Consider the following 15,012-nt stretch of genomic DNA (forward strand, 5'->3'; position numbering starts at 1 on the left):
CTTCTTCCCCTGGGAGAAGACCGACCTCGCCGACAAGCTCAAGGCCGCACTCGCCTGATCGCGATCACGCACCAACGCTGAAACACAAAAGGGCCGGGTCATCACAGCGATGACCCGGCCCTTTTTGTTTTTCTTTCTGGCGCAGACCTGCTCGACCAGCGGCCGTGCTACATGGTGCATCGAAGCCAGTAGGTGCGCTTGCCATAGACGAGCGTGCCCGCATAGCTCGGCCCGTTGCCGGGCGCACCCGCACCACCATCGCGCACGGGACGCAGGCGGAGCAGACCTGCCTCGCTGCCCTTGGCATTGAGCAGGACGATCCTGACCAAAGATGGCGAGGCCATGGTCTGACGCCATCCCCAACGGACAAGGTCGCGTTTGCCCTGCCGAATGCTCAGCTGATCAAGCGCCATTGTCGAGCCCACCAAGGCGGACACATTCGGGGTATCGCCAAGGCCCGAGCATTCCAGATTCACCGTCGCGAGAGCCGGGCACGAAGTCATGGCCAGCAGTCCGAGCCCCAGGCCCGAGGCCGATTTAAGCAGACGGAGAAAGGCAGACCGATGGCTCACAGCTTGCCGAACTTCGCCTCGAAGCCGGCGATGTCGCCGCGTGCGAGGAAGCCGGCCTGTTCGACCCAGGCATCGCGGCCGATGCGGCCCTTGAAAGTACCGAGATAGGGGTCGATCTCGGCGACATCCGCCGGGGTCCAGGCTGCAATCTGGTCGTAGCGCGCGATGCCGAGTTCACCCAGCAGGGTGTTGAGCTTGGGGCCTATGCCCTTGATCTTGCGCAGGTCGTCGGGTTCGCCGACCGCCGCTGCGATGCGCGGCTTGCCGCTGGCCTGGGCTTCTGCGGCCTGGGCTGCGATCTGCGCGTCGACATCCGCCGTGGAGAGCGTCGTCACGGTCGGGTCGAGCGCTCCGCCGATGGTCGGAACGAAGGCCGGCGGTGCTTCGACAGCAGCATGGCCGTGATCATCGTGTCCGTGGTGATCGTGATCGCCATGGTCCGCATCATGATGGCCGGCGCCACCGCTGCGCCCGACCAGCGCCCACAGGACGATCATCGCGACGATCACCAACGCGGCGATCAGGAAAAATAGCTGCTGTCCATCCATGGCAGTTCAGGGCCTTTCATCAACGCTGTCCGGCGCAGATCCGCCGGGTCCGTGCGCTGGCCCTTACCGGCTGGATCGATTCGTGACCAGTCCCGCGATGGCGCGGACAATCACATCACGCGATCGCGCTCGTCGTCGATCTGGTCCTGGATCTCGCGGGCCAGCGCGCAGGCCGAATCGTCGCCATCATCGCACTTGCGCAGCGCCTTGTCGCGCTGGCGCTGCAGCTTGCCCAGCCGCTCTTCGGCCTTGCGCATCGCGCGGCCGCGATTCTCGTCCGCCTCGGACTGGCTGGTGGTGGCAAGGTCCACGCCCTTGGAGACGATCTTGACCGGCGCGGTGACCACCGCACCCACCGCGCTGGCGATGCAGCCCGACAGCAGCAGCGGCGCCAGAATGACAAGCGGAAGAACTGGCTTCATCGATACGACCCTCCGGCGCGCCAGATCGCGCGCCCCTTCAGGCGTCTGCTATAGCCCGGCTGAGCGAATGCTGAACTGCTATTTCAGCAGGTCGAGCGCGAAGGCGCGGATTTCTGCGCCCATGTCGTCGCGGCCCAGCGCGATCGCCAGGTTCGCCTGGACATAGCCCGCCTTCGATCCGCAGTCATAGCGCTTGCCGGCAAAGGTCACGGCGTGGAACGGCTGGGTGCCGATCATCCGCGCCATCGCATCGGTCAGCTGGATCTCGCCGCCCGCGCCCTTTTCCTGGCTTTCGAGCGTGCGCATCACTTCGGGCTGCAGGATGTAGCGGCCGGAGATGATGAGGTTCGACGGCGCGTCCTCGACCTTGGGCTTTTCCACCAGACCGGTGACCTCGGTGATGTCGCCATCGCGCGCACCCGGCGCGATCACGCCATAGCTCGACACTGTCTCGCGCGGGACCTCGAGCACGCTGATCAGGTTGCCACCCAACCGGTTATAGGCTTCGACCATCTGCTTCATGCAGCCGGGCGAGCCGACCATGAACTCGTCGGGCAGAAAGATCGCGAACGGTTCGTCGCCCACGATCGCGCGTGCGCACCAGATCGCATGGCCCAGCCCCAGAGGTTCCTGCTGGCGGACATAGGCGCAGTTGCCCGGGCCCAGCCGCGTGGGTTCCAGCACCTCGAGCGACTTGCCGCGCTCTGCCATCGTCTTTTCAAGCTCGAAAGCGATGTCGAAATGGTCTTCGATCGCGCTCTTGCCGCGCCCGGTGACGAAGATCATCTGCTCGATTCCCGCCTCGCGCGCCTCATCGACCGCGTACTGGATCAACGGACGATCGACGATCGGCAGCATCTCCTTGGGGATGGCCTTGGTCGCGGGAAGGAAACGGGTGCCAAGCCCGGCAACCGGAAACACTGCTTTGCGGATGGGCTTCATTCTTGTCCTCTTTAGCGGCCCCGACAGCCGGGCGCAGACCTCGCAGCCCGCCGCCCGGCTGTCAAGCCGCCACCTTATGGGACCATGATCACGCCTTTACGCGCGCTGCAAAACTCTTGCGCAGCTTCTGCAGCTTGGGCGGGATCACGGCCAGGCAATAGGGATTGCGCTGGCCTTCGCCCGACCAATATTCCTGATGATAATCCTCTGCCGGATACCAGGTCGTCGCTTCCTCGATCGTGGTCACGATCGGCGCCGGCCAGTTCGGCTGATTGCGGCTCATCGCGGCCTCGGCCTCGACCTGCTGCGCGGCATCGAGCGGGAAGATGGCAGAACGATACTGCGTGCCGACGTCATTGCCCTGGCGGTTGAGCTGCGTCGGATCGTGCGTCGCGAAGAAGATGTCGAGCAGATCGGCATAGCTCAGCTGCTCATCATCAAAGGTCACGCGGATCGCCTCGGCATGGCCGGTGTTGCCCGAGCAGACCTGCTTGTAGGTCGGGTTCTCGGCATGGCCACCGATATAGCCGCTTTCGACCTTGCTTACCCCGATGACGTCGTTGAACACGGCCTCGGTGCACCAGAAGCAGCCTCCTGCGATGATCGCGGTCTGCTGGGTCATGTCATTTGTCCTTCCCGTAATCTCCCCTGCCGTTCACGCAAGGAGAGAGAGTGTGGAGCATAGATAGCGCGGGTTGCACGCTGCACAACCACCTCAGCCTTCGACTGCCAGCACCGGGGGTGCCTTGGCATCGTCATCCTTCTCGCCGCCGCGCGCGATCAGCAGGTACATCACCGGGGTCACGATGCGCGACAGCAAAGTGGACGAGATCAGCCCGCCGATGATGACGCTGGCCAGCGGCGCATAGAGCGATCCCCCGAACAGCGCGAGCGGCAGCAGCCCGCCGATCGCGGTGACCGAGGTCAGCAGCACCGGCAGGAAGCGGACCTCGCCCGCGCGCTCGATCGCCGCGCGCAGCCCCATGCCCTCGCGGCGCAGCTGGGTGGTGAAATCGACCAGCAGGATCGAATTCTTGATCTCGATCCCGACCAGCGCGACAAAGCCGATGATCGCCATGTAGCTGAGCGACGCGCCAGTGACGAACAGCGCGACAAAGCCGCCGAAAGTGCCCAGCGGGATGACGCCTGCGACCACGATGGTTTCGCGAAAGCGGCCAAATTCGGCGACCAGCACCGCGAAGATGCCGAACAGCGCGATCAGGATGATCGGCCCAAGCCCGCCGAATACGGTGGCGATCGCTTCGGCCTCGCCGCCCGCCGATACGCGATAGCCCGCCGGCAGCTTCAACTGCGCGACCTTGTCCATCGCCTGCTGGCTGATCCGCGAGGGCAGCGCGCCGGGCTGGGCATTGGCGGTGACGGTCACCGAGCGTTCGAGCTGATAGCGCTGGATCTGCGGCGGCACGCTCTCGAGCCTGGGGGAACTGATCTGCGACAGGGCGATGGCATCGCCGGTGCGGCTGGCCACATAGATTCTGTCGAGCGACGAGATCGGCTGGCTGGTGTCGAGCGGCAGGCGCACGACGACGCGGTAGCTGTCACCCTCGGTATCGCGGAACGTGCCCGCAGCCTCGCCGGACAGTGCCAGTCGGATGGCGCGGCGCGGTTCGCCTGGCGCGATGTTGAGCAGCGCGGCCTTGCCCTCGTCGAGCCCGATATCGAGATCGATGCCGTCGGTGGCCACCGGATTGATCACGTCGCGTGCGCCCGCTGTCGAGCGCAGGATGGTTTCGACCTTGCCGGCGAGGTCGCGCAGCGTTTCCAGATTCTCGCCGGTGATGCGCAATGCGACGGGCGAGGCAATCGGGGCGCCGTTCTGGAACAGCTCGACATTGAAGCGCGCGCCGGGAATCGCCTCCAGCCGGTCGCGAATCCGCGCGATCATCTGTGGGCTGCGATCCGGATACCAGCGATCCATCACCGCGAAGACCTCACCGAAATTGGGCCGCTGGTCGAGCGCGAAAACGTTGTAGAACACCTGCGGGTTCGAACTGCCGGTGTTGGCGGCGCGCACCTTGATATCGGGTTCCTGCGCGAGCACCGCCTCGGCCTTGCGCACCAGGGCATCGGTGGTCGCGATGCTGCTGCCCTGTTCGGCATCGATGGTGACTCGGAAATAGCTGGTGTCGGCATAGGGGAACAGGCTGAAGCCGAGCAGCGGGATCAGCGCAAAGGCGGACAGGGTGAGCGCCATCGAGGCCCAGAAGGTGCGCTTGGGCTTGTCGAGCGCGGTGTGCAGGATCGGGCGGTAGAGCCGCTCGATCTGATGGGTGAGCCATTTGAGGATGGCGTTGCCTTCGGGGTCCTCGTCGCGCGAGAGGATGCGGCTGCCGAGGAACGGGATGATGGTGAGCGAAACCACCAGCGAGGCAAACACGGTGAAGATGATCGTGTAGATGAACGACTGGGTGAACTTGCCCGCGCCCTCGGGCAGGAACAGCAGCGGCGTGAAGGCGAAGATCAGCACCCCGGTCGAGCCCAGCACTGCCGGCGTGATCTCGCGCGTCGCATCGATCGCGGCGATCGATCGGCGCTTGCCCATGCGCAGGTGGCGCGCGATGTTTTCGGTCACCACGATCGAATCGTCGACCAGCAGGCCCAGCGCGACGATGAATCCTGCGACCGCGAGCTGGCTGAGATTGAAGCCCATGACGCTGATCGCGAGCAGGCCGGAGGCGAGCGACAGCGGGATCGAGATCATCACGATCACCGATGCGCGCCACCCCAGCGGCAGCAAGGTGAAGATGACGAGGAACAGCGCGATCGAAAAGTCGCGGGTCAGTTCGCTCAGCCGGTATTCGATGTCGCGGCTCTGGTCGAATATCTGTTCGAGGCGGATATCGGGCGGGAAGTTCGCCTGCTGGCGGTTCAGCTCGTCTTCCAGCGAATCGCGCAGCCGGATGACGTCGAAGCCGTCCTTCTGCAGGATGGACAGGAAGATCGCGCGCTGGCCGTTGTAGCGGGTGATATAGAGCTGTTCGGCCTCGCCCCAGCGAACGTCGGCGACATCGCGCACGCGCAGCATCGTGCCGTTGCCGGCGCGGATCGGCAGGTTGGCGATGGTCTCCAGGTCGCGATAGGCGCCGCCGGCCTCGACATTGAATCGGCGTCCGGCGCTTTCGACCGCGCCTGGCGGCAACTCCGCCCCGCCGCGTCGCAGCGCATCGGCAATCGCCGACGGTGCCAGCCCCAGCTCGGCCAGGCGGCGGCTGTCGATCGCTACCTGCACCTCGGGTTGCGGCAAGCCATCGATCACGGTGTTGCGGACACCGGGATAGCGGACAAACGTATCGCGGATATCCTCGGCATATTTCTGCATCCGCCGCCAGCTGGCGGTGTCGCTGACCATCGCCAGCTGCAGCACCGCCGCCTCGGTGGTGCGCGCCTTGCGATAGCGCAGCTCGGTAATGCCTTCGGGCAGCTGGCTGCGGATCGCGCTGACCTCGCGCACGACATCGTTGAAATACTGGTCCGGATCGCCGTCCCAATCGAATTCGGTGGTGATCGTGACAAAGCCGTCGGTGATCCCGGCGCGGATTTCATCGACATCGTCGATGCCGCGCAGCACCTCCTCAACCGGCTTGGCGATGGTCTGTTCGATATCGGCCGCATCTGCGCCGGGCAGCGCGATGATCACGGTGATCACCGGGATCGGGAAGTGCGGATCGACCGAACGCGGGATGGTGAGCAGCGAGGTGAGGCCCAGCGCTGCCAGCAGCAGGAACGCCACCAGGCTGAGCTGCCATCGGCTGATGGTGAAGGCGGCCAGGTTCATGCGTGCGCCCCCGGCAGACGACTAGCGCGCGGGGGCATTGGAGGCGGCAGGCGCTGCGCGGGTGCGGCTGGGCTGGCGCGTCGCCAGCGGCTTGACCCTGGCACCATCGGTGAGCAGGCCCAGGCCCGATGCGACGATGCGGTCGCCCGCCTTGACCCCGCCGGTGATGATCAGCTGCCGGTCGTCGACCTTGCCGATCTGCACCGCGCGCGCGCGGACCTTGCTCCCCTTGGCGTCGAGCAGATAGACGAAGCCCTCGTCGGCACGGACATTGAACACCGCGCTCGCCGGGACCGCAAGGCCGGTGTCACCCGGCCCGGCCGCCACGCGAAATTCCGCGGTGCCGATCTGGCCCGATCGCAGCGCCGGATTGGCGGGAAGCGCAATCGTCACCTCGAACGCGCCCGACGACGGGTTGGCGCGCGCATCGATCTCGCTGATCACGCCCTCGATCACGCCGTCGCCCAGCGCAGACAGCCGCACCATCGCGGGCATGCCGGGCGCGAGCCGTGTGATGTCGCTGTCGATCATCGGCGCGCGCAGCACCATGCCGCCGCTGGTTTCGCCCAGCACCACGATCTGCGTGCCGGCCGCGACCACCTGGCCAGGTTCTGCCGTGCGCGCGAGGATGATGCCGCCAGACGGTGCGAGAATGCGCGATGTCCCGCTGGCAAAGCCCGCAGTACTGACCTGGGCGGAGGCGGCGCGCGCGGTCGCCTCGGCGCGCTCGACCTGGGCGCGGGTCACCCAGCCCTTTTCGAAAAGCTGCTGGAAGCGTGCGAGCTCGGACTGCGCGCGCTGCTGCTCGGCGCGCGCGCTCTCCAGCGAAGCGCCGACCTGTGTGGCGTCCAGTGCAGCGATCAGCGCGCCGGGCATCACCCGGTCGCCTTCCTGGAAGCGGATGCTGGCGATCTTGCCCGCGGTGGTAAAGCCCAGCGGCGTTTCGTAGCGATACCGCACGGTTCCCGCTGCGGCGATCGTTGCCGAGGTCGCCGCCGGCTGCACCACCGCGATCGTGACGGGATAGACCTTGTCACTCGCCACAGGGGCAGGCGTGTCGCCCTCGGCCGAGCAGGCGGCCAGCGCAAGCGCTCCGCAACCAAGAAACAGGGAGGTGATGGCCCTGAGGCCGAGAGCGGAAGCCGAGCGCATATTGGGTTTCTATATGCAACCAGTTTTGCTGGCAAGCGCCAACCTTTGCAGGCTGCGCAGATTTCGCGCCCCGCCGGGTGTCGTTATCTGCCTGTTAAGCAACCTGGGTTAGCCATGTCGTCCGTGCCAGTGACTCACCGGCACGCGGGGGCAACACCATATGAACTGGCGAATCGGACAATTGCAGTCCCAGCATGAAGCGTGCCTTGCCATCGTGGAGGATATCCAGGCGCGCTCTGCCCATATCGCGGACCGGCCATCAGCGGTGGAAATCACGCTGATGCTGGCGCGGCTGACCGGGATCCTGCGCATCCATCTGGCACTGGAAGACGAGATTCTCTATCCTGCGCTGCGCAACGCCAAGGACCCGAAGATCGCGACAGCGGCCGAGCATTACTGGCGGGAAATGGGCGGCCTTGCCGACACGTTCCTCGACTTTGTTGATCGCTGGAAGCGCGCGGACATGCTGCTGACAGAGGCGGAGCGGTTTCGCAGCGAATCGGCCGCGGTGTTCAAGGCGCTGGCCGATCGCATCGGCCGCGAGCACGACGAGATTTATCCGATGGCCGAACGGCTGCGCGCGGCGCGCGCCGCCTGATCAACCCGACGTCTGATCAACCCCGCGCTGCGTCAGCAGGCCGGGGCCGCGTCCAAAGTCCATTGCGGCCGGCAGGCTTCGGGTCGCCCAGCGCCTGCGCCAGACTGCGCGCCACCCAGCCGATCTTCTGCCCCCGGCTGGTGATCACGCGGTGGTCCCACGCCTGCGCACCGCGCCTGCGCACCTCGCGCGCAATATCGCCATAGATGCCCGCCGCCGCCAGCACCGCCCAGCGCGCGCGGAACGGCAGCTTTTCCGCACCCACACGCGCCGAGGCCTCGTGCGCTTCGGACCGGTCCGCCAGCCGCGCCGCCAGCGGCACGAGCTGCGATCGCAGCCAGGGTTTCATGTGCTGGCCCGGCGGAATGTCCATCTCGGCCAGCCACTCCATCGGCAGATAGCATCGCCCCACCGAATCGTCTTCGGACAGGTCGCGTGCGATATTGGCCAGCTGGAAGGCAAGGCCGAGATCGCACGCCCGGTCGAGCGTCTCGTCATCCTGCGGATCGACGCCCATCACGATCGCCATCAGCAGGCCGACCGCGCCTGCGACATGATAGCAATATTGATACAGATCGCCTTCGTGCCGGGGGCGCCATTCATCGGCATCAAGGTCGAAGCCGTCGATCACGTCGTAGATATAGCGGTGCGGCAGGCGGCATTCGTGCGCCACGCACGCCAGTGCGGCAAAGGCCGGGTCATCGGTCGGCGCGCCCGCCAGCGCGGCGCGGGTCTGCTCGCGGATATACGCGACGCGGGCGTGTGCATCGGTGACCGCGCTCATGCCATGGCCCATGTCCTGTCCGTCGGCGAGGTCGTCGCATTTGCGGCACCATGCATAGAGCAGCCAGGCGCGCTCGCGGGTTTCAGCATCGAACAGCTTGGATGCGAGCGCGAAGGATTTCGAGCCGCGCGCGATGGAGTCGCGGGCATAGGCGACGAGGGAGGCGCGCTCGAAGCCCCTCGCCTTTAAGGGAGGGGTTGGAGTGGGGGAGGGAGTCACAGCCCCGCCCTAACCTTCAAAGATCATCCGCCGTCATCGCAAAGATCGTCTGGTGCGGGCGATAGGCTTCCATCTTGGCGAGCAGCCCGTCGAGCGTCTCATCGACGATCAGGATATCGGCATGCTGCGGGCGGATGAAGCCGACCTCGATCATGTGGCGGTTGAACGCGATCAGCTGATCGTAGAAGCCGTTGATGTTGAGCAGGCCCACCGGGTCGCCATGATAGCCCAGCTGCGACCAGCTGATCGCTTCCCACAGCTCGTCCATGGTGCCGACCCCGCCGGGCAGTACGATGAAGCCGTCGGCAAGGTCGGTGAAGCGCTGCTTGCGCGCGTGCATGCCGGGCACGACGTGCAATTCGGTGCAGCCCTGGTGCGCGACTTCGGCCTGCACGAGCGCCTCGGGGATGATGCCGATCACTTCGCCGCCCCGCTCGAGCGCCGCATCCGCCACCGCGCCCATCAGCCCCAGCTTGCCGCCGCCATAGACAACGCCGATCCCGCGCCCGGCCAATGTCGCGCCGACCATGCGGGCGTTCTCGATATACACCGGGTCGGAAGGCGTGGCGGAACCGCAATAGATGGCAAGGCGCTTGAAGGGGGCGGTCATGGTGATTCCTGTTGTGTGGGGTGTCCGGTCCATTGCCTGAAACGACGTGAGGGGCAAGGCCGTTCGATCCTCCCCGAGACAGGCTCGGGGAGGATTTGAGAGGCGTCACTCCTGCGGCAGGCCGTCGGCGATGTCGTAGTAATCGCCCTTGTGCGCAGTGAAGATGTGCACGTGCAGCTGCGTATCGGTCGGCGCATCGAACGCGCCCATCGCGAGGGCCATCGAATCGCGGTGCGGCGGGTCCCAGAACAGGAAGCTGCCGCAGGTGCCGCAGAACCCGCGCCGCACCTTGGGGCTCGACTGGTACCAGTGAACATTGTCTTCGCCGGTGATGGCAAGGTCGCTGCGCTGGACGTCGGTCGAGGCCCAGTAATGGCCCGACTGCTTGCGGCATTGCGAACAATGGCACGCGTCCGGACCCTTGAGCGGCGCGGAGACAGTGAACGATACAGCGCCGCACAGGCACGATCCGGTGTGCATGATGGTTGCTCCATATGCGCGCGGAACCGTTTCAAACCCCGCTCAGCCTGAGCCTGTCGAAGGCCCCGCGCTTCGGTCTGCAGGATATAACCCGCAAGCGAACGTCAAGGCAAAGCCAAACGCCGCCGTCTTCGCGGGGCCTTCGACAGGCTCAGGCTGAGCGGAGGGGGTTAAGGCAAAGCTCAAGCCCGTTGCCCCTCCACCATTGGCTTCGCCAACGGTCCCCCTCCCCGGGACAGGCGCGGGGAGGATGGAAGTTTAAAGCATATCCTCGAGCATCAGCGCGGCGGTCGCCTTGGCACTGCCGACCACGCCGGGGATGCCCGCGCCCGGATGCGTGCCCGCGCCCACGAAATACATGTTGGGGATGGCATCATCGCGGTTGTGCGTGCGGAAATACGCACTCTGCGTCAGCAAGGGTTCCAGGCTGAACGCGCTGCCCAGATGGGCATTGAGATCGTTGCTGAAATCCTGCGGCGTATAGTGGAAGCTGGTGACGATCCGCTCGTGAATATCCGGGATCAGCCGGTGGCCGATCTCGTCGAGGATCCGCTTTTCGTAGATCGGGCCCATTTCCTTCCAGTCGATCGGCAGCTTGCCCTGATGCGGCACGGGGGAGAGCACATAGAAGGTGCTGTGCCCCGGAGGCGCCATGCTGGGATCGGTGACGGTCGGGTGGTGCAGGTAGAGCGAGAAGTCCTTCGACAGCACGCCATGGTCGTAGATGTCGTCGAGCAGGCCCTTGTAGCGCGGACCGAACAGGATCATGTGGTGCGGAATGCCGGGCCAGTCGCCCTTGATGCCGAAATGCGCGACGAACAGCGAGGGCGAGAACTTCTTCTTCTTGAGGCTGGCCGCCGCGCGCTTGCCGCGGCCCGATTTGCCCAGCAGATCGCGATAGCTGTGGACGATATCGGCATTGCTGGCGACCGCGTCGAACGTCTCGCGCCAGCCGCTCTGGGTCACCACGCCGGTGACCTTGTCGCCCATCGTCTCGATCTCGGTGACCGGATCGTTAAGACGCAGGGTTCCGCCGATCCGCTGAAAATGCGTGACCATCCCGGCGATCAGCTTGTTGGTGCCTCCTCGCGCGAACCACACGCCGCCGTCCTTTTCCAGCTTGTGGATCAGCGCATAGATCGAGCTCGTCTTCATCGGGTTGCCGCCGACGAGCAAGGTGTGGAAGCTCAAAGCTTCGCGCAGCTTCTCGTTCTTCACGAACGACGAGACGATCGAATAGACCGAGCGCCAGGCCTGATATTTCATCAGCGCGGGCGCAGCCTTGATCATGCTGGCAAAGTCGAGAAACGCCTTGTGGCCAAGCTTGAGATAGCCCTCGTCGTGCACGCCAGCGCTGTATTCGAGGAACTTTTCATAGCCTGCGACATCGGACGGATTGAGCTTCTCGATTTCGGCGCGAAGCCCGGCCTCGTCGTTCGAATAATCGAAATTGGTGCCGTCGGGCCAGTTGAGCCGATAGAACGGCATCACCGGCATCAGCTCGACATCCTCGCTGATGTGATGGCCGGACAGCGCCCACAATTCCTCGAGGCACGGCGGATCGGTGATCACGGTCGGACCGGCGTCGAAGGTGAAGCCGTCCTTCTCCCAGAAATAGGCGCGGCCGCCCGGTTTGTCGCGGCCTTCGATCACGGTGGTGGCAATTCCGGCAGATTGCAGGCGGATGGCGAGTGCGAGCCCGCCGAATCCGGACCCGATAACAGCAGCTTTTTTCACGTGAGACTTGGCCCCTGGTTGCGACCCGAATGCGCGGGCAGATTGTGCAGCACTATAGCGTTACGTTTGCAATGTGCCAGCAGATGCGCAGTCTGGGCTCAAACCTTGGTCATTGCGCCATCGCCGCCATTGCTGCCCCTACGGATGCCGCGATCTCCTCGGGCCGCGGATTGCGCCTGAGCGTCAGCCCGCCATTGGCATGGATATTCTGCCCGGTGACGAAGGTGCGATCGTCGCACAGCCACAGCACGGTGTGTGCGATATCGTCCGCCGTGCCGATCCGGCCCAGCGGATATTCCCTGGCAAATGCGGCCTCGAGCCCCGGCGTCGCGACCGCGGCTGCGGCCATCGGCGTTGCAGTCAGCCCCGGCGAGACGATATTGGCGCGGATGCCATGCGGTCCGTACTGGTTGGCAAAGCAGCGGATCAGCGCCTCTGATCCCGCCTTGGTGCCGATATAGGCGGCGTGATCATGGATCAGGCATTGCGTGGTCGCAGACGAGATCTGGATCACCGATCCGCCCTGCGTCATCGTGCGAAGGCAGGCATTGAGCATATGGTGGACGCCGGTGAACTGCAGCGCGACCATCGCGGCGAGATCCTCGTCGGTGACATCGCCCCAGGGCTTCATCAGCCCCCAGCCGGTGGCGTTGATCGCGATATCGACTTTGCCATGCCGCGCGGCTGCACCATCGAACAGCGCATCGACATCCGCGCGGCTGGTGAGGTCGCAGGTCACCGCCTCGCCGCCGATCTCTGCCGCCAGCGCTTCGAGCGGTTCGCGTTTGCGACCCGAGACGATCACCTTCGCGCCTGCGCCGGCGAGGGCCCGCGCGATCACCTGCCCCATGTTGTGCTCGCCCGCCGCGCCGATGACGATCGCGGTCTTGCCCGAAAATTCGGTCATGCTGCGGCCTCGCTCGCAAAGCGCGCGGTGGCCACGCCATTGGGGCCGTAGACCGGCTCCTTCAGGTCGAACCGGTACTTGCGCGTCTCGGCGTTGAGGATCGTGAATTGCGACAGATGCAGCAGCATGCCCTGATAGGCGGGGCCTTCGAGATGGAATTGCAGATCATCGGCGCTGTCCCATTCCTCGAACACATGCACCCGGCCGGGATCGTGCGGATCGGCGGTCCAGGCGTAATGACGACAGCCCGGCTCGGCGAGCGCCATCAGGATGAGGTCGCGCGCGCCGGCGAGCGCGGTATCGCGGTTCCCGATCGGAAAATCGACTTCGCCTGCAATGACAATACTCATTTGGCCTGGGTCTCCTTGAGGATGCTGAAATGCCGTTCGGCAAAGCGCCAGCCATCGGCGGTGCGCGCGTAGACATCGCGATACTGGCCGATCGGACGACTGACCGATCCATCGGCGAGTTCGAGATATTCGTGGGTGTAGACCCGGCCCGTGGCGCGATCGCCATCAATGGCGAGCTGGCCGATCTGCGCGAAAAAGGCCACGAAGGGGAAGCCCGCCATCGCCTGGCTCCAAAGCCCCACAATGGCCTCCCGGCCGCGCACGTCGGTGCCCATCAGGTTCCATAGCGCGTCCTCGCTCCAGGTCGCGCCCCAGTCCTGCGGGTCGCGGCGAAACACCGCATCGCTATAGCTGTCGATCAGCGCGCGGATCGCGATCTGGTCTTCTGTTGCCCCCCGAAAGCCGCTCACGGCAATTGCCCTGCCAGATACTTGTCCATCGTCTGGTGGAACTGGCGGATGCGGCCTTCCTGATAGCGGCCGAGCTCGACGCGGTTGTTGGCCGACGCGATCAGGCCTTCCTGCACATAGGGAAGGTTTTCCATGTCCTGATCGAACACCTCGCCCAGCGCGCCCCATTCGGTAACGGTGGCCCAGGGCTGTTCGGGGGTGAGGAAGCGCATTTCGGCCGCTTCGGGCATCGCGCCATGCTTGGGCTTGCGGCCCAGCAGGCGCACCTCCATCAGCGTCGCGTTCTGATCGGGCCAGGGGCGCCAGCGATAGACGATGTTGGGCACGAACCCGCCCCAGGGCGAGAGGTTGGGGAAGATGTTGTAGGTGAATGCATCGAGCATCTCGCTGTCCGAAATGTCCGAGCTGTCATAACCCAGAGCGTCGAGATAATTGGCGCGGTTGGTTTCGGCCATCGCGGTGCGCGCGGTCTCGCCGTCATTCAGCTTGCGCCCCTCGAGCGAGGCCGAGCGGCCCGAGGTGCGGCTGAACGCGGCGATGATATCGTCCTCGCTGAGGTTGTCCGCTGCCAGATGCGGGCTGGGCAGGCCGAACGGGGTGAGCGCGAGGTTCGCATGGTCGCCCCACATCGAATAGCGGGTGTTGGCATCACCCGTGTACGGCAGGATCTGCGGGTGGGTGACGATCGAGTGCCACGCTTCCATGAACGCCTCGGACACCGCCTTCCAGTTGGCGTTGATCACCTTGCCGACCCACAGAGCGGTATAGCATTCGTCGAGCCGCCAGCGACCGAACCGGTCGTAGACTTCTGCGCCCATATAGTCGCGCAGGGACACCTGCGTGCTGCTTTCGGTGACGAAGATGAAGCCCTGCCAGCGCTCGACGCGCAGCTCGGGCAGGCTCATGTCGCGCTCTTTCAGATGGGTGAAATCCCACTCGCACGGGATGTGCTTGATCGCGCCATCGGTCTTCCAGGCAAAGCCGTGGAACGGGCAGGTCAGGTCATCGGCAGAGCCGCTTTCGGTGCGCAACTTGCGGCCGCGGTGCAGGCAGACATTGTGGAAGGCCTTCACCGATCCGTCGTCCTGCCGCATGATCAGATAGGATCGGCCGACATTGTTGTAGACGACATAATCGCCCGACTGCAGCAGCTCGTCCTCGCGCGCCGCCATCTGCCAGACGTTGGGCCACATCAGCTTCTTTTCGGCCTCGAAGAACGCGGCGCTGGTATAGCGCTCGGCGGTGACCGGCTCGGTGCCGAGATCGCGCCAGCTGTCGCCGCGCACCTCGGGCGGCACCTCGCGGCTGTCGAGGTCGAGGATCTCGTCGACCGTGATCGCCGGGCAGCGGTCGGCAGGATAGGTCCGGCTCGCGTCTTCCATGGGTACTCTCCTCAGCTATTCTGTTCTTTGCTTGCCCCCTCCCGTTTGTCCCGAGCGAAGTCGAGGGACGTGATCGGAAAGGGTCGCGTAAGGTCCCTCGACA

General features: G+C 65.1%; 17 protein-coding genes. 1 reads left to right on the forward strand and 16 read right to left on the reverse strand.

Features of this window, described 5'->3' with window-relative positions; genetic code table 11:
* From LI72_RS20540 to LI72_RS16065, 8 genes are all read right to left on the reverse strand, one after another.
* On the reverse strand, positions 1-180 hold a 180-nt coding region (locus tag LI72_RS20540; RefSeq protein ID WP_033926986.1), incomplete at its 3' end, for a hypothetical protein.
* Complete coding sequence (locus LI72_RS16035; protein WP_156139656.1) at positions 168-503, reverse strand: hypothetical protein; 336 nt, start codon at positions 501-503, stop codon at positions 168-170. The genes LI72_RS20540 and LI72_RS16035, both read right to left, overlap by 13 nt.
* A gap of 65 nt (positions 504-568) precedes the next feature.
* The gene (locus LI72_RS16040; protein WP_033926988.1) at positions 569-1,120 is read right to left on the reverse strand and encodes a hypothetical protein; all 552 of its coding nucleotides are present in this window, start codon (positions 1,118-1,120) and stop codon (positions 569-571) included.
* Positions 1,121-1,230: 110 nt separating this feature from the next.
* Positions 1,231-1,542, reverse strand: coding sequence for a hypothetical protein (locus LI72_RS16045; protein ID WP_033926989.1), 312 nt, complete (start codon positions 1,540-1,542; stop codon positions 1,231-1,233).
* Between the two features lie 78 nt (positions 1,543-1,620).
* Positions 1,621-2,484, reverse strand: coding sequence for a UTP--glucose-1-phosphate uridylyltransferase GalU (gene galU / locus LI72_RS16050; RefSeq protein WP_033926990.1), 864 nt, complete (start codon positions 2,482-2,484; stop codon positions 1,621-1,623).
* 88 nt (positions 2,485-2,572) lie between these two features.
* Complete coding sequence (gene msrA / locus LI72_RS16055; RefSeq protein ID WP_033926991.1) at positions 2,573-3,106, reverse strand: peptide-methionine (S)-S-oxide reductase MsrA; 534 nt, start codon at positions 3,104-3,106, stop codon at positions 2,573-2,575.
* Between the two features lie 93 nt (positions 3,107-3,199).
* Positions 3,200-6,280 (reverse strand): efflux RND transporter permease subunit, encoded by a 3,081-nt coding sequence (locus LI72_RS16060; protein WP_033926992.1) that lies wholly within the window; start codon positions 6,278-6,280, stop codon positions 3,200-3,202.
* 21 nt (positions 6,281-6,301) lie between these two features.
* Entirely contained in the window at positions 6,302-7,432 is a 1,131-nt protein-coding gene (locus LI72_RS16065) for an efflux RND transporter periplasmic adaptor subunit (RefSeq protein WP_033926993.1), read from the reverse strand.
* A 160-nt stretch (positions 7,433-7,592) separates the two neighbouring features.
* Between LI72_RS16065 and LI72_RS16070 the strand changes: the two genes are divergently transcribed.
* Entirely contained in the window at positions 7,593-8,030 is a 438-nt protein-coding gene (locus LI72_RS16070; protein ID WP_081985134.1) for a hemerythrin domain-containing protein, read from the forward strand.
* Positions 8,031-8,046: 16 nt separating this feature from the next.
* Here the strand turns inward: LI72_RS16070 and LI72_RS16075 are convergent, their stop codons facing one another.
* The 8 genes from LI72_RS16075 to LI72_RS16110 form a co-directional block, all read right to left on the reverse strand.
* Positions 8,047-9,033 carry a phytoene/squalene synthase family protein gene (locus tag LI72_RS16075; RefSeq protein ID WP_081985136.1) on the reverse strand — a complete coding sequence of 329 codons (987 nt, stop codon included), beginning with the start codon at positions 9,031-9,033 and terminating at the stop codon, positions 8,047-8,049.
* A 16-nt stretch (positions 9,034-9,049) separates the two neighbouring features.
* Positions 9,050-9,643: a TIGR00730 family Rossman fold protein gene (locus LI72_RS16080; RefSeq protein ID WP_033926994.1), complete on the reverse strand. Its 594-nt coding sequence runs from the start codon at positions 9,641-9,643 to the stop codon at positions 9,050-9,052.
* A 105-nt stretch (positions 9,644-9,748) separates the two neighbouring features.
* Positions 9,749-10,123: a GFA family protein gene (locus tag LI72_RS16085; protein ID WP_033926995.1), complete on the reverse strand. Its 375-nt coding sequence runs from the start codon at positions 10,121-10,123 to the stop codon at positions 9,749-9,751.
* 258 nt (positions 10,124-10,381) lie between these two features.
* On the reverse strand, positions 10,382-11,860 hold the full coding sequence (locus LI72_RS16090) for a phytoene desaturase (protein ID WP_033926996.1): 1,479 nt from the start codon (positions 11,858-11,860) through the stop codon (positions 10,382-10,384).
* Positions 11,861-11,969: 109 nt separating this feature from the next.
* On the reverse strand, positions 11,970-12,767 hold the full coding sequence (locus LI72_RS16095) for an SDR family oxidoreductase (protein ID WP_033926997.1): 798 nt from the start codon (positions 12,765-12,767) through the stop codon (positions 11,970-11,972).
* Complete coding sequence (locus LI72_RS19175) at positions 12,764-13,117, reverse strand: putative quinol monooxygenase (RefSeq protein ID WP_052130060.1); 354 nt, start codon at positions 13,115-13,117, stop codon at positions 12,764-12,766. The genes LI72_RS16095 and LI72_RS19175 overlap by 4 nt, the downstream gene beginning before the upstream one ends.
* A complete protein-coding gene (locus tag LI72_RS16105) occupies positions 13,114-13,527 on the reverse strand; it encodes a nuclear transport factor 2 family protein (RefSeq protein ID WP_033926998.1) in 414 nt (137 codons plus the stop codon). Before LI72_RS16105 ends, LI72_RS19175 begins: the two co-directional genes overlap by 4 nt.
* Entirely contained in the window at positions 13,524-14,909 is a 1,386-nt protein-coding gene (locus LI72_RS16110; protein WP_033926999.1) for an aromatic ring-hydroxylating oxygenase subunit alpha, read from the reverse strand. Before LI72_RS16110 ends, LI72_RS16105 begins: the two co-directional genes overlap by 4 nt.
* Positions 14,910-15,012 lie beyond the last annotated feature (103 nt).

The organism is Sphingomonas sp. 35-24ZXX (assembly GCF_000786215.1).
Taxonomy (GTDB): domain Bacteria; phylum Pseudomonadota; class Alphaproteobacteria; order Sphingomonadales; family Sphingomonadaceae; genus Blastomonas.

Coding starts and splice junctions, on each gene's coding strand:
- galU (WP_033926990.1), bottom strand. CDS start 2,484: ATGAAGCCCATCCGCAAAGCAGTGTTTCCGGTTGCCGGGCTTGGCACC.
- msrA (WP_033926991.1), bottom strand. CDS start 3,106: ATGACCCAGCAGACCGCGATCATCGCAGGAGGCTGCTTCTGGTGCACC.
- LI72_RS16080 (WP_033926994.1), bottom strand. CDS start 9,643: ATGACCGCCCCCTTCAAGCGCCTTGCCATCTATTGCGGTTCCGCCACG.
- LI72_RS16070 (WP_081985134.1), top strand. CDS start 7,593: ATGAACTGGCGAATCGGACAATTGCAGTCCCAGCATGAAGCGTGCCTT.
- LI72_RS16035 (WP_156139656.1), bottom strand. CDS start 503: ATGACTTCGTGCCCGGCTCTCGCGACGGTGAATCTGGAATGCTCGGGC.
- LI72_RS16060 (WP_033926992.1), bottom strand. CDS start 6,280: ATGAACCTGGCCGCCTTCACCATCAGCCGATGGCAGCTCAGCCTGGTG.
- LI72_RS16110 (WP_033926999.1), bottom strand. CDS start 14,909: ATGGAAGACGCGAGCCGGACCTATCCTGCCGACCGCTGCCCGGCGATC.
- LI72_RS16045 (WP_033926989.1), bottom strand. CDS start 1,542: ATGAAGCCAGTTCTTCCGCTTGTCATTCTGGCGCCGCTGCTGCTGTCG.
- LI72_RS16040 (WP_033926988.1), bottom strand. CDS start 1,120: ATGGATGGACAGCAGCTATTTTTCCTGATCGCCGCGTTGGTGATCGTC.
- LI72_RS19175 (WP_052130060.1), bottom strand. CDS start 13,117: ATGAGTATTGTCATTGCAGGCGAAGTCGATTTTCCGATCGGGAACCGC.
- LI72_RS16065 (WP_033926993.1), bottom strand. CDS start 7,432: ATGCGCTCGGCTTCCGCTCTCGGCCTCAGGGCCATCACCTCCCTGTTT.
- LI72_RS16085 (WP_033926995.1), bottom strand. CDS start 10,123: ATGCACACCGGATCGTGCCTGTGCGGCGCTGTATCGTTCACTGTCTCC.
- LI72_RS16095 (WP_033926997.1), bottom strand. CDS start 12,767: ATGACCGAATTTTCGGGCAAGACCGCGATCGTCATCGGCGCGGCGGGC.